The organism is Pseudomonas sp. N-137 (assembly GCF_034555295.1).
Classification (GTDB): domain Bacteria; phylum Pseudomonadota; class Gammaproteobacteria; order Pseudomonadales; family Pseudomonadaceae; genus Aquipseudomonas; species Aquipseudomonas rhizophila.
Window position 1 is genome coordinate 653,880 of sequence record NZ_JAXUDQ010000006.1, and the last position, 24,322, is coordinate 678,201.

Annotated in this window: 18 protein-coding genes; 6 read left to right on the forward strand and 12 right to left on the reverse strand. The window is 61.7% G+C overall.

The genetic code is table 11. From position 1 onward, the window contains the following. Positions 1–69: 69 nt before the first annotated feature. The 4 genes from T3A99_RS05180 to T3A99_RS05195 all read right to left on the reverse strand — a co-directional run bounded on the left by T3A99_RS05180 (position 70) and on the right by T3A99_RS05195 (position 4,665). On the reverse strand, positions 70–510 hold the full coding sequence (locus T3A99_RS05180; protein ID WP_047226520.1) for a CBS domain-containing protein: 441 nt from the start codon (positions 508–510) through the stop codon (positions 70–72). Between the two features lie 81 nt (positions 511–591). Next, positions 592–978: a nitrite reductase small subunit NirD gene (gene nirD, locus T3A99_RS05185; RefSeq protein WP_047226521.1), complete on the reverse strand. Its 387-nt coding sequence runs from the start codon at positions 976–978 to the stop codon at positions 592–594. Continuing rightward, the gene (gene nirB, locus T3A99_RS05190) at positions 978–3,539 is read right to left on the reverse strand and encodes a nitrite reductase large subunit NirB (protein ID WP_047226522.1); all 2,562 of its coding nucleotides are present in this window, start codon (positions 3,537–3,539) and stop codon (positions 978–980) included. Before nirB ends, nirD begins: the two co-directional genes overlap by 1 nt. Before the next feature lie 496 nt (positions 3,540–4,035). Beyond that, a complete protein-coding gene (locus tag T3A99_RS05195; RefSeq protein ID WP_173406990.1) occupies positions 4,036–4,665 on the reverse strand; it encodes a TetR/AcrR family transcriptional regulator in 630 nt (209 codons plus the stop codon). A gap of 86 nt (positions 4,666–4,751) precedes the next feature. Here T3A99_RS05195 and T3A99_RS05200 point away from each other — a divergent pair, with 86 nt between their 5' ends. Continuing rightward, positions 4,752–5,384: an NAD(P)H-dependent oxidoreductase gene (locus T3A99_RS05200; protein WP_173406991.1), complete on the forward strand. Its 633-nt coding sequence runs from the start codon at positions 4,752–4,754 to the stop codon at positions 5,382–5,384. A gap of 6 nt (positions 5,385–5,390) precedes the next feature. Here the strand turns inward: T3A99_RS05200 and T3A99_RS05205 are convergent, their stop codons facing one another. Further along, positions 5,391–6,953 carry a L,D-transpeptidase family protein gene (locus T3A99_RS05205; protein ID WP_107322507.1) on the reverse strand — a complete coding sequence of 521 codons (1,563 nt, stop codon included), beginning with the start codon at positions 6,951–6,953 and terminating at the stop codon, positions 5,391–5,393. A gap of 180 nt (positions 6,954–7,133) precedes the next feature. Between T3A99_RS05205 and T3A99_RS05210 the strand changes: the two genes are divergently transcribed. After that, complete coding sequence (locus tag T3A99_RS05210) at positions 7,134–7,796, forward strand: murein L,D-transpeptidase catalytic domain family protein (RefSeq protein ID WP_047226636.1); 663 nt, start codon at positions 7,134–7,136, stop codon at positions 7,794–7,796. Between the two features lie 213 nt (positions 7,797–8,009). After that, positions 8,010–8,963 (forward strand): class I SAM-dependent methyltransferase, encoded by a 954-nt coding sequence (locus tag T3A99_RS05215; protein ID WP_076384948.1) that lies wholly within the window; start codon positions 8,010–8,012, stop codon positions 8,961–8,963. Positions 8,964–9,051: 88 nt separating this feature from the next. Here T3A99_RS05215 and T3A99_RS05220 read toward each other — a convergent pair whose 3' ends face one another. The 3 genes from T3A99_RS05220 to T3A99_RS05230 form a co-directional block, all read right to left on the reverse strand. Then, complete coding sequence (locus T3A99_RS05220; protein ID WP_281459258.1) at positions 9,052–14,154, reverse strand: dermonecrotic toxin domain-containing protein; 5,103 nt, start codon at positions 14,152–14,154, stop codon at positions 9,052–9,054. Positions 14,155–14,334: 180 nt separating this feature from the next. Continuing rightward, positions 14,335–14,937, reverse strand: coding sequence for a LysE family translocator (locus T3A99_RS05225; protein ID WP_076384952.1), 603 nt, complete (start codon positions 14,935–14,937; stop codon positions 14,335–14,337). Between the two features lie 53 nt (positions 14,938–14,990). Beyond that, positions 14,991–15,827 carry an AraC family transcriptional regulator gene (locus T3A99_RS05230; protein ID WP_047226529.1) on the reverse strand — a complete coding sequence of 279 codons (837 nt, stop codon included), beginning with the start codon at positions 15,825–15,827 and terminating at the stop codon, positions 14,991–14,993. A 215-nt stretch (positions 15,828–16,042) separates the two neighbouring features. On the opposite strand from T3A99_RS05230, the gene T3A99_RS05235 reads away from it, so the two are divergent. Next, on the forward strand, positions 16,043–17,119 hold the full coding sequence (locus tag T3A99_RS05235) for an aromatic ring-hydroxylating oxygenase subunit alpha (protein ID WP_047226530.1): 1,077 nt from the start codon (positions 16,043–16,045) through the stop codon (positions 17,117–17,119). Further along, positions 17,116–18,066 (forward strand): PDR/VanB family oxidoreductase, encoded by a 951-nt coding sequence (locus tag T3A99_RS05240; RefSeq protein WP_076384957.1) that lies wholly within the window; start codon positions 17,116–17,118, stop codon positions 18,064–18,066. Before T3A99_RS05235 ends, T3A99_RS05240 begins: the two co-directional genes overlap by 4 nt. Before the next feature lie 129 nt (positions 18,067–18,195). Here T3A99_RS05240 and T3A99_RS05245 read toward each other — a convergent pair whose 3' ends face one another. The 4 genes from T3A99_RS05245 to T3A99_RS05260 form a co-directional block, all read right to left on the reverse strand. Continuing rightward, the gene (locus tag T3A99_RS05245) at positions 18,196–18,909 is read right to left on the reverse strand and encodes a GntR family transcriptional regulator (RefSeq protein WP_047226532.1); all 714 of its coding nucleotides are present in this window, start codon (positions 18,907–18,909) and stop codon (positions 18,196–18,198) included. Between the two features lie 256 nt (positions 18,910–19,165). After that, positions 19,166–21,034: a feruloyl-CoA synthase gene (locus tag T3A99_RS05250; protein WP_274090404.1), complete on the reverse strand. Its 1,869-nt coding sequence runs from the start codon at positions 21,032–21,034 to the stop codon at positions 19,166–19,168. Positions 21,035–21,177: 143 nt separating this feature from the next. Then, positions 21,178–22,626: an aldehyde dehydrogenase gene (locus T3A99_RS05255; protein ID WP_047226533.1), complete on the reverse strand. Its 1,449-nt coding sequence runs from the start codon at positions 22,624–22,626 to the stop codon at positions 21,178–21,180. Between the two features lie 106 nt (positions 22,627–22,732). Further along, positions 22,733–23,563 carry a p-hydroxycinnamoyl CoA hydratase/lyase gene (locus tag T3A99_RS05260; protein ID WP_003202420.1) on the reverse strand — a complete coding sequence of 277 codons (831 nt, stop codon included), beginning with the start codon at positions 23,561–23,563 and terminating at the stop codon, positions 22,733–22,735. A 216-nt stretch (positions 23,564–23,779) separates the two neighbouring features. On the opposite strand from T3A99_RS05260, the gene T3A99_RS05265 reads away from it, so the two are divergent. Further along, positions 23,780–24,268, forward strand: coding sequence for a MarR family winged helix-turn-helix transcriptional regulator (locus T3A99_RS05265; RefSeq protein ID WP_047226534.1), 489 nt, complete (start codon positions 23,780–23,782; stop codon positions 24,266–24,268). Positions 24,269–24,322 lie beyond the last annotated feature (54 nt).

Here is a 24,322-nt window from a genome sequence, read left to right on the forward strand (position 1 = left end):
GGAAATTTAGCGAAACTTCGCACCATTGTGGGAGCAAGGTTTGCTCCCACAGATAAATTCCCTGTGGGTTCAGTGCCCGCGAATGTAATGCTCCAGCTGCCGGATCAAATCCGCCTGCTCGACAATCGCCTCCTTCACCAGATCGCCAATGGACAACAACCCCATCAACTGGCCGTTATCCAGCACCGGCAAGTGCCGCAGGTGGCTGTCGGTCATGACTTCCATGCAGCGGTCGATGCTCTGCTGGCTATCGGCGGTGACCACGGGAGCACTCATGACGGTGCGTACCGAAGTGCCCACCGAGGAGCGTCCTTGCAACACCAGCTTGCGCGCATAGTCGCGCTCGCTGAACACGCCAACCACCTGACCGTGTTCGATCACCGGCAACGCGCCGACGTTTTTCTCGGCCATGATCTGCAGCGCTTCGAGCACGGTCTGCTCCGGCGCGATGCTGTGAACCTGCTGGTTCTGCACACTCTTGAGTCTTACCAGTTGAGCGGCTGTTTTCATTGTTGATTCCCAACTTCAGTTAAAGGCAAGCCAATGCACTTAAATTGCCTGATTCATTGTGGCGCCCCGGTCAGAGGCGGATCAGTCTTCGCCAATCTCCACCACATCACCATTCAGGCGCACCGGCCACACCCGCAGACGCTGCTCCGGGTATTCCAGGCAATGGCCGTCTTCCAGGCGGAAATGCTGTTTGTAGAGGGGCGATGCGATCACCAGTTCACCCTTGATGCTGCCCAACAGCCCCCGACCGATCACGTTCGCCCCGGACTTGGGGTCGCGATTGTCGATGGCGTACAACGGTTTGTCCTGCTGTTCGGGCAGGTACAACAGCGCCACCTGGCGGCCGTCATGCCAGGCGACCACGCCGGAGTTGGGCACCAGATCCTCGCGGCTGCACAGGGTACGCCATTGCACGGGACTTTGGGCCGCGTTGCGGGTGGGGATACGAACGACGTTTGACTGGCTCATCAGAGCACCTCCTCGGTGACGGGAATCAGGTGAAGCTCGTGGGCGTGAACCGGCCGGCGCTGGCCGCGTTCCCTGACGAAATGAACATCCGGATCACCGCGACCGTCGTTGACGAAGGTGCGGAAGCGCTTGAGCTTGTCCGGGTCTTTGAGGGCGTTGGCCCACTCGCATTCATAACGATCGACCACCAGTTGCATCTGGGCTTCGAGTTCGGCCCCCAGGCCCAGGCTGTCGTCGATGATGACGTCCTTGAGATAGTCCAGGCCGCCTTCCAGGCTTTCGCGCCAGACCGACGTGCGCTGCAACTTGTCGGCGGTGCGGATGTAGAACATCAGGAAGCGGTCGATGTAGCGGATCAGGGTCGCGTCATCCAGGTCGGTGGCGAACAGCTCGGCGTGACGCGGGCGCATGCCACCGTTACCGGCCACGTAGAGGTTCCAGCCCTTCTCGGTGGCGATCACGCCGACGTCCTTGCTCTGGGCCTCGGCGCACTCGCGGGTGCAACCGGACACCGCGAACTTGAGCTTATGGGGCGAACGCAAACCCTTGTAGCGATCCTCAATGGTCAGGGCCATTTGCACACTGTCCTGCACGCCGTAGCGGCACCAGGTGCTGCCCACGCAGGACTTCACCGTGCGGGTCGACTTGCCGTAGGCGTGCCCGGTTTCGAAACCCGCTTCGATCAGTTCGGCCCAGATATCCGGCAACTGGTGTAACTGGGCGCCGAACAGGTCGATACGCTGGCCGCCGGTGATCTTGGTGTAGAGGTCGTATTTCTTGGCGACCACGCCGATGGCAATCAGCTTGTCGGCGGTGATTTCGCCCCCGGCGATGCGTGGCACCACCGAATAGGTGCCGTTTTTCTGCATGTTGGCCATGAAGGTGTCGTTGGTGTCCTGCAACGGCACCAGGGACGGGTCCATGATCGGCTGGTTCCAGCACGACGCCAGGATCGAGCCCACCGCCGGTTTGCACAAGTCGCAACCGGTGTGCCCGCGGCCGTGCTTGGCCAGTAGCTCGTCGAAGCTGATGATGCCTTCAACCCGCACCAAGGCATAAAGCTCCTGGCGGGTATAGGCGAAGTGTTCGCACAGGCTCTTGTCGACACTGACGCCGCGAGCAATCAGTTCGTGCTCGAACACCTGCTTGACCAGGGCGGCGCAACCCCCGCAACCGGTGCCGGCCTTGGTATCGCATTTCAGTTGCCCAAGGTCGGTGCAGCCGCTGTCGATGGCCGCACAGATCGAGCCTTTGGTGACGTTGTGACACGAGCAGATGGTCGCCGCCGCAGGCAGTGCTGCCGGGCCCAACGTGGGTGCACCTTCGGAACTCGGCAGGATCAGGCCGGCAGCCTCCTTGGGCAACGCGATGCCGTTCTGCATGTATTGCAGCAGGGTGTCGTAGTAGCTGTTGTCGCCCACCAGGACCGCGCCGATCACTCGTTTGCCATCGGCGTCCACCACCAGTCTCCGGTAGCTGGCGCTGGTTTGATCGATGAACTGGAAGCTGCGCGAACCCGGTGTATTGCCGTGGGCATCGCCGATGGAACCTACGTCCACCCCCAGCAACTTGAGCTTGGTGGACATGTCCGCGCCAGTGAACGGCTCGGCGCTTTCACCGCACAAGCGAGCCGCGACGTTGCGGGCCATCTGGTAACCCGGAGCGACCAGGCCGAAGATGCTGCCGTTCCAGGCTGCGCATTCGCCGATGGCGTAGATGTCCGGGTCACTGCTCAGGCAATGGTCATCGATCACCACGCCACCGCGCGGACCGATCTGCAGAGCGCACTGGCGAGCGAGGGCATCCTGGGCGCGAATGCCGGCAGAAAATACGATCAGGTCGGTTTCCAGGAAATCGTCATCGCCGAAATTCATCCGATAACGGTACTGCTCACCGGCGCTGATGGACTGAGTGCCCTTGGACAGATGCACGCCGACGCCCAGTTTTTCGATGCGCGCCTTGAGGGCCAGACCGCCCTGCTCATCCAGTTGTACCGGCATCAATCGTGGGGCGAATTCCACCACATGGGCTTCCAGGCCGAGGGTCTTGAGGGCATTGGCCGCTTCCAGGCCCAGCAGACCACCACCGACCACCACACCCCGGCGGGCGTTGCTTGCAGCGGCACGAATGGCGTCCAGGTCTTGCAGGGTGCGATAGACCAGGCAGGAATCGCCTTCGGCGCCCTGGATCGGTGGCACGAACGGGTAAGAGCCGGTAGCGAGCACCAGTTTGTCGTAGCTGATGCGAGCCTGGGCAGTGACCACCTGGCGCGCCTCGCGATCAATTTCCAGCACCGGCACGCCCAGGTGCAGCGTGACGCCAGGGGTCTGGTACAACGAGGCTTGCCCAAGCGCCAGGGACTCGGCGTCACGGCCAGAGAAATACTCCGACAGATGCACGCGATCATAGGCGCGCATCGGTTCTTCGCTGAACACATGCAGGTGGTAATGATTGAGGGCACCGCGCTCGATCAGTTGCTCGACGCAGTGATGGCCGACCATGCCATTGCCGATCACGATCAGTGTTTGCAGCTTGTTCAGGGAAGCAACGTTGGAATTCATAAAAGCACCCGACAAAAGCCCATCACGGTTTTGAAAGCAAAAAAAAAGACGCCTGAAACCTTGCGGTTCCAGGCGTCTTTGCCTGTTCTGTGCGGTATCGATCCGGCGACTGCGCCCCGATCTACCGTTACCCCCGGCCTGCTGGCTCTCGATCTTCGTTGACCGACAGGGTTGCCCACTTGAATGTATTTACAGTGGGCCTGAACAGCCTCTTGCAGCGAGCGTGCCAAGCCTTTGTCTGCCTCCCTGAAGTCATAGACCCAACGCTGCTTGCAACCCTCGAAAATCCCTGTGGGCGCGGGCTTGCCCGTGAAAAAGGCCGTCCAGTCACCTCATGCTTATAAGCGCTCGCCTGACGCCTCCATGCGCGGACGATTGCCTTGCCATGGTGCGACCCATCGCCTGCGGCTTCATAAAAGTGCAGTGACTGGGCTGACGCTATCGCGAGCAGGCTCGCTCCCACAGGGGGGCTCGGGCCATTCGCGATGGGGAAGGTTCAGGTTGCGCCGATGCGGGTGGCTCTATCCACCATCGCCACGATGGTCACAAAGAGCTCTTGCTTGGCCTCGGCGGCGCTGACTTCCCCGGTGGCAGCGGCATTGGACAGGGCCTCTGCCGCACCCAGCATCGCCCGCAGACTCGCCTGGGTGATGGCCCGTGTACCGGCGAACGGTTCCAGGACGGTTCGGCACTTGTCCAGGAAAATCGCCTCATATTCGCGCTTGATGCGCTCCAGTTCTGGCGAACTGGTCAGCGCCGCGATCACCCCCGGGATCTCCCGGCCTTGCAGCAGGACGCATTCGACAAACGAAGCAGCAATCACCTCCGCGCGGCTTTGCAGTGTCGGTTCGCTCGCTTCCAGGGCGGCGTCCATGAGCGCCGTCTGACGGGCATCGAAATCCTGATAGAGCGCCGCCAGCAGCCCGGACCGAGTGGTGAAGTGGTCATACACGATGGGTTTGGTTACCCCCGCCTGTTCGGCGAGGCGGGCCAGGGTCAGCGCTTCGCTGCCCTCCTCTCGCACCAGCCGCCAGGCGACATCCAACAGCTGCCGTTGCCGATCCTCGCGAGACAAGCGTCGACGGGGAGCAGCTGTAGATCGCGAATTTTCATCAAGGCTTGACATGCTAACTTTACCAACCGTAACTTACTAAAGGTAACTTAACCAAGCATACCTGCTTGATACCGGTCATTGCCATGAGGAGTTTTGCCATGCACGCACTCATCGTTGTCGCTCATCACGATCCCCACTCCCTTACCCACGGCCTCGCGAAAAAAATCGCCCAAGGCCTGACCCAGGCCAATCCCGCCGATACGTTCGAGATCGCCGACCTGGCCGCCGAAGGCTTCGATCCGCGGTTCAGTTTCGCCGATCACGCGGTACACCACCGCGAGGCCTCACCGCCCATGGACGTTTTGGCCGAACAAGCCAGAATCGACCGCGCAGATGCGCTGGTGCTGGTGTATCCCATTTACTGGTGGTCGATGCCAGCATTGCTCAAAGGGTGGATCGACCGGGTGTTTTCCAACGGCTGGGCGTTCGATTTCAGCCTCGATAAACCCTTTATCAAAAAACTGCAGCGTTTGCAGGTGCATCTGGTGGCCCTGGGCGGGGCTGATGAGGGTACGTTCCTGCGCCACGGTTATGGCCAGGCGATGACCGCGCAAATCGACCACGGCATCTTTGATTACTGCGGCGCCCGGGTGGTCAGTTCCCAACGTTTGCTCGACTCGGAAACCCTCGAACCGGCGCTTCACCTGGCCACTGCCTATGACCTTGGCCGGCGGCTGTTCCCGCAGTGCGAGAAGACTGCACAGGTTCAAGCCAGCAGCGAGTGCGCCTGACCGCCATCAGAGCACGCTGCCCTTGGCGGCAGCGAGGACCTGATCACGCTTGTAGATATCCGGGATGTACACCGCCTGCCCCTGGCTGTCGGCTTGCACTGTCCAGTAGCCCAACAGAATCGGCACCGGCCTGGCCAGCCTGAACTCATGAGTCAGCCCGCTGGCCAGCAGCGTGTCGGTGCGCAGACGTTCAGCCGGGCTCACCAACCAGTCGCGCAACTGCATGGCCTGTTCGACTCGCACACACCCCGAACTGAACGCCCGCGGTTCCTTGCTGAACAGTGACTGGCTGGGCGTGTCATGCAGGTACACGGAAAACGGATTGGGGAAGCGGATCGCCATTTTACCCAGTGGGTTTTGCGGACCGGGGTCCTGGCGCAGCATGAGGCCGCCGGGATGCTCCCAATCGATGTCCTGGGCCAGTAACGGCAAGCCATCGCGATCGATCACCCTCAGGTTGTGTCGACTCAAGAACTCTGGGTCGCGACGAATCTCAGGCAGTTTGTCTTCACGCATGATAGTCGGGGGGATGGTCCAGGTCGGGTTAAGTGTCAGTCGTGTCACTCGGGACTTGAGCAATGGGGTTTCCCGGTCCGCGCGGCCCACTTGGGTGCGGGTTTGCCAGACCGCTGCGCCGTCCTGGTAGACCGTCAACCGGGCCGCCGCCACATTGACCAGTACGCTGTCCGGCTCCAGGTCCCGGGCCAGCCAGCGCATGCGCTCCAGATTGACGCGCAACTGCTCGCGCCGCATGAACGGGCTGATGTTCAGCTCCGTCACCGTCCATGGCCCCACTACCCCATCGGCTTGCAGCGAATGGTGAAGCTGGAAGCTTTTCATCGCCGCCACCAAGTCGGGGTTGTAGTGATCGTCGACGATCACGGGGGGTGCGCTGAAATAGCCTTCGCTGAACAATCGCTGGGCCAGGGCCGGTACGCGGGCGTCCCGCTTGTCCGGGTGCAACAACGGGCCGCCGGGCACCGGTTGCCATTCGGGCAAGGGCTGTTGCCGTTGCCGGGCGTAAAGTTCACGCAAGTTGCGATACAGCGCCAGGCTCGGCCGGGCCTGCTCAAAGGCCTCGTCCAAGTCGTGCAGGCCCGACCCGGCAATGGCCAACACCTCGACCTGACGATCCTGCGGCAGCGGGTCGGCCTTCCACACCGGCTCCAGGCGGTCCTGAGGCAGGTATCCGAAACGCAGCTCATACAGCGCTTGCAAGTAGCGCTGACTGATGGCGATGTCTACACAATGGGGGTTTTGGGCGGTTCCTTCTGCGGGCAAGCTGTAGCGTGCCGGGTCCAGTCCGTCGTCGGCCAGTTGCTGCAACTGTGCCTGCAACGCCATCCGTCGCTCATCGTCCGACCAGACGTCCTGGCCTGCGTTTTGCTCGTAGAACGCCTGCAAACTCATCATCGTCGGAAAGTCGACGCCTGCGGCCAGCTCGGGACAGTTGACCGACAGCTGGGCCAAGGTGGTTTGCACCAATGCCGGATCGCTTTGCTCGGCTGTTGCGACCAATGGCGCAGTGAGCAATAAAACGCTCAGGTAACATGCGGACTTTTTGAACAACTGCTTTACTCCAATCCATGGCCGTCCCGTTGACGGTCAACTTTGCGACAGGTACGACCCGCCATCATGCAAACAAACCAAATCGGACGGGATGCCGCAAACAAACACCACCGTGGGAATTTTCCATCTTCAGCAAGCCTCTTGCGCCGACTCTGCCTGGTCATCACCGGCCTTGGCGTGATGTGCAGCCCGGCGCTGGCCGACAAAGGAAATTCTCAGCCGCTTTACAACAGCCTCACCCACGCGGCGCCGGAACTCAATCCCCAAGCGCTCAAAAGTGCCTTGAGCGCCATGCAATGCGCTGTCGCCAACGGCGCTCGCCCAGCCCGCCACCTGGCGGTCATCGACTACTCGCAACCTTCCACGGCCCGTCGCCTGTGGATCTTCGACCTGCGCCAGAAGAAGCTGGTATTGCGCGATCTGGTGGCCCACGGGCAAAAATCCGGGGAAAACTTCGCCACGCAGTTCTCCAATCGCCTGGGCAGTTTCCAGTCGAGCCTGGGACTGTTTCGCACTCAGGAAAGTTATCAGGGCGCCCATGGATACTCGTTGCGCATGGACGGTCTGGAGCCGGGCTTCAATGACCTGGCCCGCGACCGCGCGATCGTGATCCACGCCGCCGATTATGTGAACCCGTTGTGGAGCGTGCGTCAGGGGCGCATCGGCCGTAGCCTGGGCTGCCCTGCCGTCCGCCCGCAGGTGGCGCGCAAGGTGATCGACAAACTTAAAGACGGGCAATTCATGTTTTCCTGGTACCCGGACCCGAGCTGGCTCAAGCGTTCGGCCTACCTCAACTGCCAGCCGCAACAGGTTGCGAGCATTTTGGCTACTAGCGGCAGTTAGGTAGCACCTTTGTGGCGAGGGGATTTAGCGAAACGTCGCACCGCCCCGCTGGGCTGCGAAACAGCCCCAATGCAGCAGACTCCATCTTCCTGGCACACCGAGTTGGCAGGCAGGGCTGCTTTGCAGCCAGCGGGGATAAATCCCCTCGCCACAGATTGCACCTGCTGAAAGGCTGGTTAAAATGCCGGCCTTTCGCATTGCTGGCCTTGTCCGATGAACCCTGAAGCCCTTCAAACCCTGCAGACCCATTTACTGACGGCCCTGACCTCGGTGCCGGAAGAAACCCGGCGCCTGTTCCATGGCCGCGGTCGCTGCTGGCCGGGGTTGGAGCAGATCACCGTCGACTGGCTGCAAGGGGTGATGCTGGTTTCGTTGTTCAAGCAGCCTGAGCCGACGCAGTTGGACAATCTGATGTCCACGCTGCTCGCCCTCACCGTTACCCCGGCCTGGCAACAGAGCAAGGCCCATACGCTGGCCGTGCAACACCGTTACCTTCCCGACAGCCTTACCCAGTGGCTGGTGGGTGAGGCTCTGGACGAATGGACCTTGGTCGAAGGCGGCTTGCGCTATCGGATCGACCTGGGCAAGAAGCAGAACAACGGTCTTTTCCTCGACATGCGCTACGGCCGCGACTGGGTTCGCGCCAACGCCAGCGGCAAGCGAGTGTTGAATCTGTTCGCCTACACCTGCGGTTTTTCCGTGGCAGCCATCGCCGGCGGTGCACAGCATGTGGTCAACCTGGACATGTCGCGCGCGGCCTTGAGTCGTGGCCGCGACAACCATCGCCTGAACGGCCATGACCTGAGCCAGGTGAGTTTTCTTGGCCACGACTTGTTCAAGTCATGGGGCAAGGTGATCAACAGCGGCCCTTATGACCTGGTCATCATCGATCCCCCCACCTTTCAGAAAGGCAGCTTCCTGCTGACCAAGGACTATCAGCGAGTCCTGCGGCGCTTGCCGGAACTGTTGTGCGCCACTGGCACGGTCCTGGCCTGCAGCAACGACCCCGCCACCGGCCCGGACTTCCTCATCGACGGCGTCACCCGCGAAGCGCCTGGCCTGAAGTTCGTGGAACGCCTGGCCAATCCCCCGGAGTTTCCCGACGCGGATATGGAGTGCGGCTTGAAGGCATTGGTGTTCACCCGCGACGATGGCTGCGCCGTGTAACGATGCCTGATGCGCCCCTTTGCAAGGGCGCTGTGGCGAGGAGATTTACGCCCTCGCCACAGCTTCGCGGCAGGTGTGCCGGCACAGGTTATTGCGGTCGCAGCGACCACCAAGGGGTGACCAGGCCAGTGGTTATCCGATGCACCATGGCCTCGACTTCCCGGCTCTTGACCGAACGGTAGATCGCCATGGTGCGCCGCAATTGGTCTTCGGTGAGCGTCACCGGCTCGCCTGCGGCCCAGTTCACATCTGCTACGGCCTCGAGCCTCACCCGATACCACATCGTCCCGGTGGGCTGGGTGATTGACTCCAGGGCGCTGGGCAGGTCGGCGTCCGGTTGCGCCAGGTTATCCAGCAATACCTGCGGCCAATGGGAGGGATCCACCGGCTCGCTGAAGGCATCCACCAGGTTTTCCTCCACCGTGTCCCAGATGGCCAGGCCGTCGAGCCAATCGCGAGACATCAACCCCAGATACGGGCGCCAGGCCAGTTCCCCTACGCGGGGCGTTTGATCATTGCTGTTGAATGTGTCCTGTGCGTCACTGAGCCAGTTGATGAAACCCTCACGGGTCATCGCGGCCCGGCGTTGCACAAGCTCGGGATATCGGCCGCTTAACACCTGGCCCCAATAGTCATAATGGTTGGTCAGAAACCTCGCAAAGTGTATGCCCTGGGGTTCGAGGCGAGCACGCTGAACCGAACCGAACATGAGGAAATGCAGCTCCAGCTCGGCAACGTCTGGTGTTTGCCTGTCCAGAACCCGTGCTTGCAAGCGGGTACGCAGTTGGGCCAATTGCTGGTCGAAATCTGCGATACGGCCCGACAGCTCGGTATAAAGGTCGGGGTAGCCAGTGTAGTACTGCAGGATACCGGCAGCCCTCTGACGATCTCCCAGGGCCAGGCCGCCTGGTTGATCGGCGTCTGCGTCACGGATGGCGCCGCAGAACCAATCGATGAAGCGGCGCCCTCCGGCATCGTCGCGAGCCACTTCCAATGCACTCTTGAGGTCGGGGAAGTCACGGAGCCAGTCATCGACGGTGTAGCGAAAGGCCTCGGGGTCCAATGCGCGAAGGGCGCGGATCTGGGCGCTGGGCAGTGGATTATCTTCGAGCCAGAGCCCAAGGGTGTTCGTCTTCGGCATGTTGCCAAGGGCAGGAATCAGATCATCCTGGATGTTGCTGATGCGATTGCCCTTGAGGTCGAGGAAGATCGGATCGGATGAAGGCCTGGCCAACAGCGCCAGGGCCAATGCCGGTACCCGATCGAGCCCCGCGTTGGCCAGTTCCAGCTCCTTGAGGTGCGCAAGCTCCGGCAGATCGGGTAATTCCCGACAGTTGTTACCGCTCAAGCGCAGGTCCTCCAGGGCCGTGGCGGCACGCAAGAATGCACTGCCCTGTTCATCCAGGCGAAGGCCACAACGAACCAGGTCCAGCGCTTGCAATCCTGGTAAAGCGGTGATGGCCTCCAGCTCCTGGGGGGTGAAATGCAAGTTGTCGGACCAGACCAGTTCACGCAGGGACGGCAACTCAGCCAGGCGGCCGATGGCCGCGACCATATTGGCACTGGCCACGGGGTCCGAGCCACTGCTCACCTCGGACAGCTGCAGCTCTCGCAAACCAGTAGCACGGTCGGCGCCGATCAAGGGGGCAAAGGTGTCCGCATTCATATTGAGCGGATTTCTGCCCAATGACAGCTCCTCCAGAGAGCGAAACTCACCCGCCGCTACCGGCACGGCGGTGAGCTCATTGCCATGCAGGCGCAGCGTATCGATATTGGGAAACAACCTCAGGAAATTCGAAGGGTCTTCGCTCAGCCCCAGATGAGCCAACGTCAGCTCTTCAATATGCTCGAAACGTGCGCTGATGGGAGGAAGCCGGCCGATGTTCAACCCCGACAGACGTAGAGTCAGCTCGCTATCCTCCCTGCGCGGATCCGGCTCACGGCGCCAGGCGCGACGGATCTCCTGCGCCACCTCCCTGCGCATGGCGATGGTATCTGCACGGGTATATTCGCTCTCGACGGGGTGATGAACCCCCTCATGGACCTCCCACTGACGCAGGCCTTCGTCCAGCGTTGCCCAATCGTTGCTCAACCGGGTCACCAGGGTGTCCAGGCTGATGCCTTCGCGCCTGGCCTGATCGGCCAGGCTACGCTGAAGCCTGGCCAGCGATTCCCCGGCATAGTAGGGAAACAGGCGTTCAAGACGCCCTTCCACACGGTGGCGCCAGCCCTGCAAAGGAAGTTTCCCGCGCCCACTGAGCGGATAACCCAGGCGTCCGTTCTGCCATTGCAGGGCAGCTGCGTCGTTGCCCGTGCGTTTGAGCGACAGGTACGTACGCAGCCTCTGGCGATCGCCAAGGGCTTGCTCCATCAGCACCTTGCGAAGGGTGGTCGACGCCCAGATGTTCAAGCCGAGCGCGTTGCGGGCCTCATCCGGCATCGCTCTGAGCAGCGCCTCTTCGAGGCTCGAATCCCCAGCCAGCTCATTTCCCCTTTCGTCGAAGGGATGGTATTTCCCGCCGTCCTGGCGGATGACTTTCAAGGGGCCGTTCTCTCCCACCTCGAGCGGAGCCAACAACTTGTCCGACAACAGCCGCAGGTGCAACCGGCCTTGCAGTTGCGGCGCATTGCCAAGTAGGCCCATGACAATGCGATCCCGGTCCGCGCTGCTTTCACCCCGCTCAAGATCGCGCAAGGCTCGAGTCAGGCGCAGCTCAGTCAGGGCTTCTACGCATTGTTTACCCAGGCGTCCCGTCACCCGGCCTGCTTGCAGCCGCACCCGGTCCTGGCCCTGAGACTGCCGGGCAAGCTCGTTGGCGATGGATTCAGGCAGCCCGGAAAAAGCCCGAACTATCGGAGCGGCCAACGGATCGAGCCGGGTGGACGAGGCCATGCCAGCAGTCACCTGCGTAACATTGCGCTCAAGATAATCGGCCCAGCGGCCGGCCAACAACCGACTGCTTTCCACCGGGCGCAGGCCGATAGAACTCTGCCCCAGCAGCACGCGCTGTTCGTCCGCGCGAAGACCGGCCAGGATACGCTCCGCCCAGGCATGATGCTCCAGGTCCGCTTTGTCCAGATCGAGAAAACGCATGGTGGCCCTGTCGCCCACGGAGTGAACCTGCTCGCCATCGTGCAAGCGCAGCGTCATGTCCGCAGGCCAACCGGGCAAATCCACAAGGGTTTGGGTGACCTGAATGTGCGCGCTCCCGGGTGCTTCACCCGCGCGCAAGCGTCCAACGGTCTGCTGCACCCATTGCCAGTTGCGTGCCTCAGCGAGGGCATCGGCGAATATGGCCGGCATTGGCTGCCCGCCTACTTGCAGGTAGCGCAGATGCGCCTCGCTGATACCGACCTGCTGCTGTACGGCCAGGAGCATAGCGTCGTCCAGCTCGGCGGGCGTCTCGACAAAGTTGCGCAGCAACTCCAGATTGCTTCGCTGCAAGGGATTGCGGTGTGCCCATTGCCAGCCGCGCGCGCGGCTCCACTCCAGAGGCGGGGTCACGCCTCGGTGACCGGCAGGCAGGCGCAGCCCCAGGGCCTCGCCGGTGCCTTGCACCTCGAAATAACGACCATCGATCCGCACCCATGCCTCGTCTGGCGTACGCCAGACACCCCAGGCGTCCTGCTCGGCCTCCACAGGCGGCAAGCGTCGCGCCTGGAAGGGCGTGACATCGCCATTCCACAGCCGCGTCGTGCCGTCATGCAAGGGCATGGGTTCAACAGCCCCGCCGATGAAACCCAGATAGGCACCTTGGGCGACCCCGAACAGCACGTTGAAGATGTGATTGATGCCTTCTTGCGCGTGGCCTTCGTTGAGCGCCTGGATACCTTCAAAGAACTCATACACCAGGCGCACCCCGCCCACCGCCGCCGCAGCCATCCCCATGGGAGCGCAGAACGGAATGAAGCTGACAGCCAGCATCAATGAACGCTCGGCAAGGCCTTCCCAATACTCCAGGCGTGCCAGCAATGCCTGCCAGTCCTGGTCCCGGGTCGAGATCATCAGCGCCGAGGCATTGCTCAGGGTGTGGGTGCGCCATTCGTGATAGCGATCATTCCAGTGATCCTCGCGAACATCGCTAAGGGTCCAGGGGACGTGGGGAACAGGCACGCGAATGCGCCGGGGATTACCCTCCTCGCCAAGCTCGCCTTCACGCCAACCCACAATACGCGCGTGGATTTCCTGGAAAAGGTTGAGGTTGTCTTTTATCTCCCACTCCACTTGGTCATGCAGGGCCTCACCTAAGCGGGCCTGCAAGCGTACCGGCAGGTAACGCATCAGGCTCTGGCGGTAACTGCGTTTGCGCACCAGTTCGGTCAGCTTTGCGGCCATGGCCTGCAGGCTGGGAAATTGCCTGATCGGGGCCACTACGTCATAGGGCAGGTGCAAGACGACCGGGCGAACGCCTTTTGCGTCCCCTTTCAGCCCCCAATACACCCGTGCGCCGAACAACGGCGCAGACAGCACCTCCAGGCCCTTGACCTCACACGCCAGGGAAGCCACCGGACGATCTTCGAGCCGCACCCCGACATAGGCCAACAATCGCTCGCCGGTGTCGTCCAGGCGTCCATCCAGCTTCGCCTCGTACGCGTCATAGGCGAGCAGACTGCGCGCGTAGGCCATATAGGCGTCAGCCACGACAGGAACCTCGTCGCCGATAGGCGGCAGGCGTTGCTTGAGCAGACGCTGGTAGGCACCGCCCACATCCACCTGCCGACAGACTCGGGCAAAACTGGCAGGGGTCGTGGGCAATGCCGTGGTGTCTGACGGCGCGCCCCAACGGTAAAACTCTCCAGGCTTGCCCTTGATGAAAAGCTCGCCGGTTTTATCGAAAGAACTGCCGGTGGCCGCATCAGCAGGAGGAAAGTTGCGCATGGCGGCCTCCACCACCGACAGAGAGGGGCCGAAGTGCTCGCGCCTGACCCTTGCCCGCCGGACTGCGTCGCAAACACTGCCGCGGCCATTGATCGGGCGCCAGGCCTGCATGGGTGGCTGAGCCTGTAGCAAATCGAGTGTGAAGGGTTCCGGCGCTGGCAGGTCGATAAGCAGTGCGTTCAGCGCATCGCTGTCGCGCTGCAATTGCTGGGCAAGGACCTTGAAACGCTCTTGGCGGTGGCGCGAAGCTTGTTTCAACCAGGCCGGTAGCCTGGCCTGGATGAAATCGATATGGGAATCGACAGTGGACATGATGGACCTCCTTCCTTGGGGTCGATTAAGCATCTGAAATTTTGAAATACGCTAAGCCGGGGCGTGGGCGATCCTCTCCAAAATGAGCTTGTTTTTAAACCGCCCAACCGTTGCAAGGGGTTGCAGGTTCCATGGCCAGTCGCTGACAGGTCTGCATCAAATGCTTGCGCCTGATCAGGATCACACCACCAACGTCAACCACGCCGACATCAGCAACAACACCGCCATGATCCGATTGAACCGCCCCATGGCCACGGTGGATCGGCAGAATCTGGCGGCGCCGAGGCCCAGATACGCCCAGGCGGTCATGCATGGGATCGAAATCGCGAAGAACGCCAGGGACAGCCAGAGCACCCGCACGGTGCGGTCGGCCTCGGTGCCGGCGAAGACGCTGACCACCGCCAATGCCATCATCCAGGTCTTGGGATTGACCAACTGCAAACCGGCCGCCCCCGCCAAGCCAAGACGCAGACCCTCAATGGGTCGTTCAGGGTCGATGGCCTGGACTGGCGTGCTGAATATTTGCCAGGCCATCCAGCTCAACCAGGCAATTCCGGCCCATGACAGCAAAGTCTGGAGCGTTGCATGACGGGCCAGCACATCGCCCAATCCGGTGCCCACCAACAACACCAACAAGGCTGCGGCGGCGCAGGCGCCGAGGATGATTGGCAAGGTGGTCGCCAGGCCAAAGCGCGAGCTGTGGCTCAGCACCAGGATATTGGTCGGGCCCGGGGTGATGGAGGCAACAAAGGCGAACAAGGCGAACGGCAGCAACTGGTCCATGGAGCAACATCTCGGTGAATGATCGTAGCCTGATCATCCCCACCCAACCGCGCTCAGTCTGGAACGTTTGAGCAACGCTTGCGGTAGTCCGCCGGGCTCAGGCGATAGGCGCGCTGGAACCAGCGACCCAAATGACTCTGGTCGGCAAAACCGAGTATCGCCGCCACCGCCACCGCGCTTTCGCCACGGGCCAGCAAGCGCCGGGCCCGGGCCAGGCGTAACTGGATCAGATAGGCATGGGGGGCGAGACCGAACGCGGCCTTGAACGCCCGGGTCAGGCGAAAACGGTCCACCCCGGTGACCCGTGCCAGGTCATCCAGCCCGATGTCTTCACTCAGATGACTGTGCAGATAATCACGGGCCTGCTGCGCCACCAATGGCAGGCGTGGATCGGGATTGATCCGCGCACGCCAGTGCAGGTGCTGGGTCAGGTTGGCCAGCAAGGTGTCGAGGGCCGTCTGGCGCACGATGCGCATCTCCTGCTGATGCAAACTCTGGAACGCCATGGCCGTGGCGCTCGCCAGCCGCGCATCGTCGGCCAGGGTGGCGGCGAATCCCAGCTGTGCATTATCCGGAGCCACGTCGAACAACGACCGCAGTTCGCGCTCCAGCCACTGTGGCTCGAGGTACAACGTGCGATAGGTGAAACCGCTGGCGTGGGGCGCGTTGCCGTCATGCAACTCCCCAGGCTCGAGCAGAAACACCTTGCCCGGCGTGCTGTTGTGCTGCTGGCGGCGACAATGGAACTGCTGCACGCCCTGTTCGGTCACGCCCACCAGATAGGCGTCGTGCCAATGGGGATCGTAGGCATGCCCCTCGAAATGCGCGCGCACGGTCTCGATGCCGGACGTGGCGTCCTGCTTGAGATCGATCCAGTTGCGCGTTGTCATGGGCAGTCTCGTTTTGTGTATCAGCACGAGCAGGTTAACCGCTGGCGGCGAGGGTGTCTGGAAGATTTGTGCAGTTTTGTTTTCGCCGAAACGAAGCAAATGGATCCATTAAAGACTGCCAACCGTCTACCAGGACACCAAAAATATTGACAACCGAATTAGTTAAGAGAGTTAATGGATCCATAAGCACAACAACATCCGCCCGGAGATCCGTCATGTATCCCAAGAACACCTGGTACGTTGCCTGCACCCCCGATGAAATCGCTGACAAACCTCTGGGCCGCCAGATCTGCGGCGAGAAGATGGTTTTCTACCGTGGGCATGAAGGCAAGGTCGCGGCTGTCGAGGACTTCTGCCCCCATCGCGGCGCCCCGCTCTCTTTGGGTTATGTCGAAAACGGTAACCTGGTGTGCGGCTATCACGGGCTGGTGATGGGGTGCGACGGCAAGACCGTCGAAATGCCCGGGCAACGGGTGCGTGGGTTCCCTTGCAACAAGACGTTTGCGGTGCAGGAACGTCATGGGTTTATCTGGGTCTGGCCCGGTGACCAGGCCTTGGCTGACCCGACGCTGATCCATCATCTTGAATGGGCCGAAAGTGACGAGTGGGCTTACGGCGGCGGCCTGTTCCATATCCAGTGCGATTACCGCCTGATGATCGACAACCTGATGGACCTGACCCACGAAACCTACGTGCACGCCTCGAGCATCGGCCAGAAGGAAATCGACGAGGCGCCGCCGGTGACCACGGTCGAAGGTGACGAAGTGGTCACCGCCCGGCACATGGAAAACATCATGGCCCCGCCCTTCTGGCGCATGGCCTTGCGCGGCAACAACCTGGCCGACGACGTGCCGGTGGACCGCTGGCAGATCTGCCGTTTCACCCCGCCCAGCCACGTCCTGATCGAAGTCGGCGTGGCCCATGCCGGCAACGGCGGGTATCACGCCGCGCCGCAGTTCAAGGCGTCCAGCATCGTGGTGGACTTCATCACCCCGGAAACCGAGACATCCATCTGGTACTTCTGGGGCATGGCCCGGCATTTCCAGCCCCAGGACGAAGCACTGACCGCCAGCATTCGCGAAGGCCAGGGCAAGATTTTCAGCGAAGACCTGGAAATGCTCGAACGCCAGCAGCGCAACCTGCTGGATCACCCGCAACGCAGCCTGCTCAAGCTCAATATCGATGCTGGCGGCGTGCAGTCGCGTCGAGTGCTGGATCGTTGGATTGCCCGTGAGCGCGAGCCACAAGCGGGATTGATTGCCAGCACCCATCAGGGAGAGCAGCGAGCATGATTGAAGTCCAGGTCACGGCGCGACACAACGAAGCCCAGGACATTTGCAGCTACGAGCTGACGAGTGTCGACGGCCAGCCTTTACCGGCGTTCACCGCCGGTGCCCATATCGACGTACACCTGCCCAACGGCATGATTCGTCAGTATTCGCTGTGCAATCATCCCGAGGAACGGCATCGCTACCTCATCGGGGTGCTCAAGGATGCCGCATCCCGAGGCGGTTCGCGCAATTTGCATGAACAGATTCTGCCAGGCGCGCGCTTGCTGATCAGCGAACCGCGCAACCTGTTCCCCCTCGCCCCCGAGGCTCGACGTAGCCTGCTGTTTGCCGGCGGTATCGGTATTACGCCGATCCTGTGCATGGCCGAACACCTGGCCCAGAGCGGTGCGGCGTTCGAACTGCATTACTGTGCCAGGTCCAGGGAGCGTGCAGCCTTTATCGAACGCTTGCGCCAATCGCCTTATGCCGACCGGGTGTTTCTGCACTTCGATGAAGAGCCTGCAACCATGCTGGACGCTGCCAGGGTCCTGGCCGCCCCCAGTGAGGATCTGCACCTCTATGTGTGCGGTCCCGGTGGCTTCATGCAGCATGTCCTCGACACCGCCAAGGTTCAGGGCTGGCGGGAAAGCTGTGTGCACCGCGAGTACTTTGCCGCTGCGCCCACCGACACCCGCGCGGACGGCAGCTTCTCGGTGAAAGTCGCCAGCAGCGGCCAGGTCTTCGAAGTACCCGCCGACCGAAGCGTGGTCCAGGTGCTGGAAAGCCATGGTATCGAGATTCCGATCTCCTGCGAACAGGGCGTGTGCGGCACCTGCCTGACGCGTGTGCTGGAAGGTGTGCCGGAGCACCGGGACATGTTTTTGACCGAGGCCGAACAGGCTTGCAACGACCAGTTCACGCCGTGCTGCTCCCGCTCGAAGACGCCACTTTTGGTGTTGGATATCTGACCCAATACCCTGAGGGAAGAGCTTTGTGGGAGCAAAGCTTGCTCGCGATGGCGGCGACTCAGTCAGCATTGCTATCGGCTGACAGACGGCTATCGCAAGCAAGCTTAGCTCCCCCAGCCGTATGCGCGCTCACTGCGAGCGAACAATCACCTTCATCCGCTCATCAGCCAACGTCGAGCCGAACACCTCGGCATAACGCAAAGTCGCATTGGCATGTTCGCGCATGATTGCCTCGGCGCGGGCTCCCTGGCGATGGATCAGCGCATCGAACACCGAGTGGTGCTGCATGTGGGCGTAGTTGAAGCGGCGAAATTCGCCGGCCATGTTCTGACGATCCACCGCCAGGGCGGTGACTGAGGCAAATGGCAGGTGATCGTTGCGAGCCAGGGCATCGGCAATCGCCGGGTTATGGCTGCCCTCGACGATCACCTGATGAAAGCGCATGTTCAAGTCGTGATAGACCTCAAGGTCATCCTCGGTCACATAGCCCTTGGCAAACAGTTCGTCGCCCTGCACCAGGCATTGTTCAAGTGCCGCTCGCCCCTCTTCGGATAAGCCACGCTCGGCCGTTTGCCGCGCGGCCAGGCCTTCGAGCACACCACGCACCTCCACGGCCCCGGCGATTTCCTCGGCACTGACCGAGCGCACCTGGAATCCGCGACCACCGAAGCGCACCAGCAGCCCTTCCTGCTCCAGGGTACGAAACGCCATGCGCACTGGCATTCGCGAAACACCGAACAACTCAGCCGTGGGAATTTCCATCAAGCGCTCACCGCCCGCCAGCTCGCCTGAGGCGATCATCCTGCGCAATGCGACCAGCACCGTTTGGCCGGGCTTACTCATCCAGGTTCTTCCAGAGAAAACAGAGTCGCCATAGTAGAAGGCTTGGGACGGTGTGTCACGGCGGGGGTATGGAGCGAACGCAAGAGCAATCGAGCGCAGGAAAATCAGCGGGGCAGGCAGACCGCCATCGCGAGCAGGCTCGCCCCCACAATGGGTCCGCCATAGATCCTTGTGGGAGCGAGCCTGCTCGCGATGGCGGCAGACCAGACAACATTGATGGCAAGCCTTGCTGTCACGGATTTTGGGTCTGGACCGACTAGTTCGCCCGCAGGATCGACAGATCTTCGCCGCAATACAGCGCCTCGACTTTCGCCGCGCGCCATTGCAACACCGCCCGTTGGTTGATCGAGCCCTTGTCGGTGATTTCACCACGATCGATGGAGGGCGGCTCATCGAGCAAGGCAATCCACTCTACGCGGCTGGCGTTGCCGCTCGCCTCGCGGTTAAGACGTTGCAGCCAATCGGCAAACCACTGGCGTACCGGTGGGCTGGCCAAGACCTCGGCATCGCTGGCGCTCGGGGACAGGCCTGACAAGCGTCGGCATTCAGCCAGCCGTGGGAACACCAGCGCGCCCAGGCACTCGCGATCCGGCGCGGTCACCACCAGGTCCTGGACATACGGGGTCCCCTCCAGCACCGCCCGGTTACGCAGCGGCCCGACACTGACAAACACCCCAGAGGACAGCTTGAAGTCCTCGGCTATCCGTCCGTCAAACATCAGGCCCAATTGCGGGTCATGGGGATCGGCCAACTTGATCGCATCGCCCGAACAGTAAAAACCGTCTTCGTCGAATACCTCAGCGGTCTGCTGCGGCGAGCGCCAGTAGCCGGGCATGATGTGCGGTCCGCGGAAGCGCCCTTCGAACTTGCCGTCCACCGGCACCAGCCGCACCTCGCAGCCGGGTGCCGGCAAGCCGATGTAACCGGCCATGGACAACGGCCCGGTGGTAAAAGTGCAGGACGGCGACGCCTCCGTCATGCCCAGCCCGGCCATCATGCGAATGCGTTCGCCGCAATGCCGTTCGGCGACCTTGTCGAGCCGGTCCCAAGTACTTTGGGACAGACCCGCTGCCGCAAAAAAGAACAGACTGATGCGCTCGAAGAACCGCTCGCGCAACTCGCCGTCCTGCTCCAGGGCACTGACCAACTCTTCCCAACCTTTGGGCACGGTCAGGTACGCAGTGGGAGAAATCTCCTTGAGGTTGCGCAAAGTTTCGGCGAAGCCCTGGGCGGTGGGCTTGCCGTCGTCCAGGTAAAACGTGCCGCCGTTGTACAACACGATGCCGACGTTGTGACTGCCACCGAATGTGTGGTTCCACGGCAACCAATCCACCAATACCGGCGGCGCTTCACCGAACACCGGAAAGGTCTGCAACAGCATTTGCTGATTGGCGCAAAGCATGCGTTGGGTAGTGATCACAGCCTTGGGCAGCTTGGTGGAGCCCGAGGTGAAGAGAAACTTGGCAATGCTGTCCGGTCCGGTGGCGGCAAAGGCCCGCTCGGCCTCAATACCACCGGGTTGCGCCAGCAGGCTGGCGAAGCTTGCCCTGGACCTTGCGGCCATTTCCCCACGTACCGTGATCAAGGGAATGTCCGCCGGCAACACCGCATTGATCGCCCGCTCAAACGGCGCGGCCTCGCTGACAAACACCAGCCCCGGCTGCAACAGATCGCAAACGTGCCGCAGCTTGGCGAAATCCTGGGACAGCAACGAATAGGCCGGCGACACCGGGCAATAGGGAATCCCAGCGTACATCGCGCCAAGGGCCATTTGCAGGTGCTCGATGTCATTACCCGATAGCAGCGCCAGGGGCTTTTCGGCTGACAGGCCATAGCTCAACAAACCTTGAGCGATGGCCCGCACGCTGTCGAGCATCTGGGCATAGCTGACTCGACGCCAGTCCCCGCCCGCCTGGCGGGCTGCAATAAAGGTCTGTTGCGGGCGCACCTCGGCCCAATGCACCAGGCGATCAAGCAAGCGCGTCGGCAACGCAGCCAACGGCTCCAGGGAGCGCATGTGCAGGATGCCCTGCTCTTCTCTGACTTCAACGGCTGGATGACCAATCGACACCTGGCGATAGCGCCCGGGGCCGGCTCGGGAGGACGATCTGAACTCAACACTCACGTACATTTCCTCCATCAAGGCACGCCGAACCCGCGCGAAGCGAGCGGAGCGTGGCAGCATCTGGCTGCGGCCTTGTTATTGTTATGTCTGGCCTGCATCGGGCCGGCGATGTCCACGCGCCGCCGCCCGCAATGCGACGGATATCAGATCGGGTAATGCCGGGCGCCGTTCTGCATCGTCACCCAGCGCAACTGGGTGAAATGCTCGATGGACGCCTTGCCGCCAAAACTGCCGTAACCGCTGGACTTGACTCCACCGAAGGGCATCTGCGCCTCATCGTGCACGGTCGGACCATTGATATGGCAGATGCCCGACTCGACCCGTTGGGCCAAAGCCAACGCCCGAGTGGTATCGCGGCTGAAAATGGCTGCCGAAAGGCCGAACTCGGAGTCGTTGGCCAGGCGCAACAAGGCTTCGTCGCCTTCACCACGCAGCAACACGGCCACCGGACCGAAAGACTCTTCGCGGTACAGGCGCATGTCTGGAGTGACGCCGTCGAGCAAGGTCGGCTGCAGAATGCTGCCGTCCAGTTGCCCTCCCGCCACCAGCGTCGCGCCTTTGGCCAAGGCATCGTCGATCAACCCCTTGATACGCTGGCCGGCACTGACGTCTACCAGCGAACCCAATACCGAATCACCGGCCGCAGGATCACCGGCACGCAAGGTGGCGATCTTGGCGCTCAGCCGGGAAACAAAGGCATCGGCCACGCTGGCATCGACGATCAGCCGCTCGGTGGACATGCAAATCTGCCCCTGATTGAAGTACGCCCCGAAGGCGGCGGCTTCTACCGCTGCATCCAAGTCAGCGTCATCCAGCACCAGCAACGGCGCCTTGCCGCCCAGTTCCAGTAATGCCGGCTTGAGGTGGCGCGCCGATAGTTCGCCAACGATGCGCCCGACATGGGTCGAGCCGGTGAAATTGACCCGGCGTACCGCCGGGTTGGCGATCAGCCGCGCGACAATGGCCGGCGCATCTGCCGGGGCATTGCAGATGACATTGACCACGCCATCGCCCAGTCCGGCGTCCTGCAATACCTGGCCAATCAAGCGGTGCACCGCCGGGCTGATTTCAGAAGCCTTGAGCACCACGGTGTTGCCGCAGGCCAGCGGCATGGCGATGGCGCGGGTGGCGAGAATCACCGGGGCATTCCACGGCGCGATACCCAGCACCACGCCGCAAGGCTGACGCAGGGCCATGGCAAAACTGCCGGGCACATCCGAAGGAATGATTTCGCCGTTGATCTGGGTGGTCATGGACGCGGCTTCGCGCAGCATATTCGCCGCCAGATGCACGTTGAAACCGTACCAGTTGGCCATGGCGCCCGTCTCGCCGGCAGCGGCGATGAACTCGCCAGTGCGCGCCTGCAATTGCTCGGCGGCACGCAGCAGACGCGTGCGTCGCTCATTGGGCGCCAGCGCTGCCCAGACGGGAAACGCAGCTTGCGCGGCGGCCACGGCGGCGTCGGCATCCTCCAGCGTGGCAGCCGCCACACGGGAGACCACTTCACCGGTTACCGGATTGCAACGCTCGAAAGTCCGACCGTCACGGGCGGGGCACGACTGGCCGCCGATCAACAGGGGCACGTCCAGCATGGTGATTCCTCTTTATTGTCTTTATAGGGAACACATTCACAGTAGCGCCAAGGGCTTTTGAACAACAGCCTGCGGGCGCAGGATAGACACCCGCCGCGCCGTCGTCTCAGCGCTTGTAGGTCTGCAACCCCGGCTTGATGCTCTTGTCGTCGAGGAACTGCTTCATCCCCTGCTCGCGACCACCCTCGGTGTCGAGCAGGCGCGACTGATCGAGCTTGGCATACAGGTAATCCTCATTCTGCTCCCACGTCAGTTCGCGGCAGCGTTTGAACCCGTGCTTGGCTGCTCGCAACACCACCGGGTTTTTCTCCAGCAGGTTACGCGCCAGCTCAACGGTGACTTCGCGCAGTTGCGCCAGGGGCACGCTTTCGTTGACCAGTCCCATCTCGGCGGCTTTCTGCCCGCCAAAGGTCTTGCCGGTCATGATGTAGTACAGCGACTGGCGATGGCCCACGGTATCAGCCATGGCCTTGCTGACCAGATTACCGGGCGGGATGCCCCAGTTGATTTCCGAAAGGCCGAAGGTCGCCTCGTCAGCGCAGATCGCCAGGTCACACGCCACCAGCGGGCTGAAGCCGCCACCGAAGCACCAGCCATTGACCATCGCAATGGTCGGCTTGGCGTACATGCGGAGCAGTTTCCATTGCCACTGGGAGGCTTCGCGACGGATTTTTTCTTGCAGGATTTCAGGCCCGGCATCCACTTCGCGGAAATACTCCTTGAGGTCCATGCCGGCCGTCCAGGCATCACCGGCCCCGGTCAGCACCAGTACACCGGCGGCCGGGTCCTGCTCCAGGGTTTCCAGCACGTCGATCATCTCGCGATTGAGCGTCGGACTCATGGCGTTGCGTTTTTCCGGACGATTGAGGGTGACCCAGGCAATGCCTTCCTCGATATCGACCTTGACCGTTTTCCAGCGACCTTCGTAATTGCTCATGGCGGGCGTGCTCTCTTGTTCTTGGCTGAAGATGAGCAAAAATTAAACTCGAAAACTAGTTATGTCAATTAACTATTAATCCATTTATCTGTATTTTTCCCAACGGACAGGACAAAGCGACAAATCACGATTTCGATATCCACCATAGCCATCGCGCTTCAACCTCGGCAAAATGGATAGCCTTGTTAATCACTCACCTTGAGGATGCTCCCTCCGATGGCCAAGTCTTCCAAGCTTGCCGAACCCGCCGAGCCCCAGGCCAGCGGTACCGACGCACAGGCCCCGCTGGACTCCGCGCTGGATGATCTGATCGGTTACGCCCTGCGTCGCGCCCAGTTGAAACTGTTCCAGAACCTGATCGGTCGACTCGCCATCCACGATCTGCGGCCCGCCCAATTTTCGGCCCTGGCGATCATCGACCAGAACCCCGGCCTGATGCAGACCGATCTGGCCAAGGCCCTGTCGATCGAACCGCCGCAAGTCGTGCCCCTGTTGAACAAGCTGGAAAGCCGGGCACTGGCCGTGCGGGTGCGATGCAAGCCCGACAAACGCTCCTACGGGATATTCCTGAGCAAAACCGGCGAAACCCTGCTCAAGGAACTCAAGCAAATCGCCGCACAGAGCGACCTGGACTCCACCTCAACGCTTGACGGTGCCGAGCGCGAAGAATTGCTGCGCCTGCTCAAGAAGGTTTACCAGGCATAGAAAAACGGGCGCCAGCGTTTACAATCGCCGCCTTCTCCTACTACCCAAGGAATC

What these genes read in the sequence shown, in the direction of transcription:
- nirB (WP_047226522.1), bottom strand. Translation starts at nt 3,539, where the DNA reads ATGAATTCCAACGTTGCTTCCCTGAACAAGCTGCAAACACTGATCGTG.
- T3A99_RS05245 (WP_047226532.1), bottom strand. Translation starts at nt 18,909, where the DNA reads ATGAGTAAGCCCGGCCAAACGGTGCTGGTCGCATTGCGCAGGATGATC.
- T3A99_RS05265 (WP_047226534.1), top strand. Translation starts at nt 23,780, where the DNA reads ATGGCCAAGTCTTCCAAGCTTGCCGAACCCGCCGAGCCCCAGGCCAGC.
- T3A99_RS05260 (WP_003202420.1), bottom strand. Translation starts at nt 23,563, where the DNA reads ATGAGCAATTACGAAGGTCGCTGGAAAACGGTCAAGGTCGATATCGAG.
- T3A99_RS05240 (WP_076384957.1), top strand. Translation starts at nt 17,116, where the DNA reads ATGATTGAAGTCCAGGTCACGGCGCGACACAACGAAGCCCAGGACATT.
- T3A99_RS05235 (WP_047226530.1), top strand. Translation starts at nt 16,043, where the DNA reads ATGTATCCCAAGAACACCTGGTACGTTGCCTGCACCCCCGATGAAATC.
- T3A99_RS05230 (WP_047226529.1), bottom strand. Translation starts at nt 15,827, where the DNA reads ATGACAACGCGCAACTGGATCGATCTCAAGCAGGACGCCACGTCCGGC.
- T3A99_RS05195 (WP_173406990.1), bottom strand. Translation starts at nt 4,665, where the DNA reads ATGTCAAGCCTTGATGAAAATTCGCGATCTACAGCTGCTCCCCGTCGA.
- T3A99_RS05210 (WP_047226636.1), top strand. Translation starts at nt 7,134, where the DNA reads ATGTGCAGCCCGGCGCTGGCCGACAAAGGAAATTCTCAGCCGCTTTAC.
- T3A99_RS05225 (WP_076384952.1), bottom strand. Translation starts at nt 14,937, where the DNA reads ATGGACCAGTTGCTGCCGTTCGCCTTGTTCGCCTTTGTTGCCTCCATC.
- T3A99_RS05180 (WP_047226520.1), bottom strand. Translation starts at nt 510, where the DNA reads ATGAAAACAGCCGCTCAACTGGTAAGACTCAAGAGTGTGCAGAACCAG.
- T3A99_RS05215 (WP_076384948.1), top strand. Translation starts at nt 8,010, where the DNA reads ATGAACCCTGAAGCCCTTCAAACCCTGCAGACCCATTTACTGACGGCC.
- T3A99_RS05255 (WP_047226533.1), bottom strand. Translation starts at nt 22,626, where the DNA reads ATGCTGGACGTGCCCCTGTTGATCGGCGGCCAGTCGTGCCCCGCCCGT.
- T3A99_RS05200 (WP_173406991.1), top strand. Translation starts at nt 4,752, where the DNA reads ATGCACGCACTCATCGTTGTCGCTCATCACGATCCCCACTCCCTTACC.
- T3A99_RS05220 (WP_281459258.1), bottom strand. Translation starts at nt 14,154, where the DNA reads ATGTCCACTGTCGATTCCCATATCGATTTCATCCAGGCCAGGCTACCG.
- nirD (WP_047226521.1), bottom strand. Translation starts at nt 978, where the DNA reads ATGAGCCAGTCAAACGTCGTTCGTATCCCCACCCGCAACGCGGCCCAA.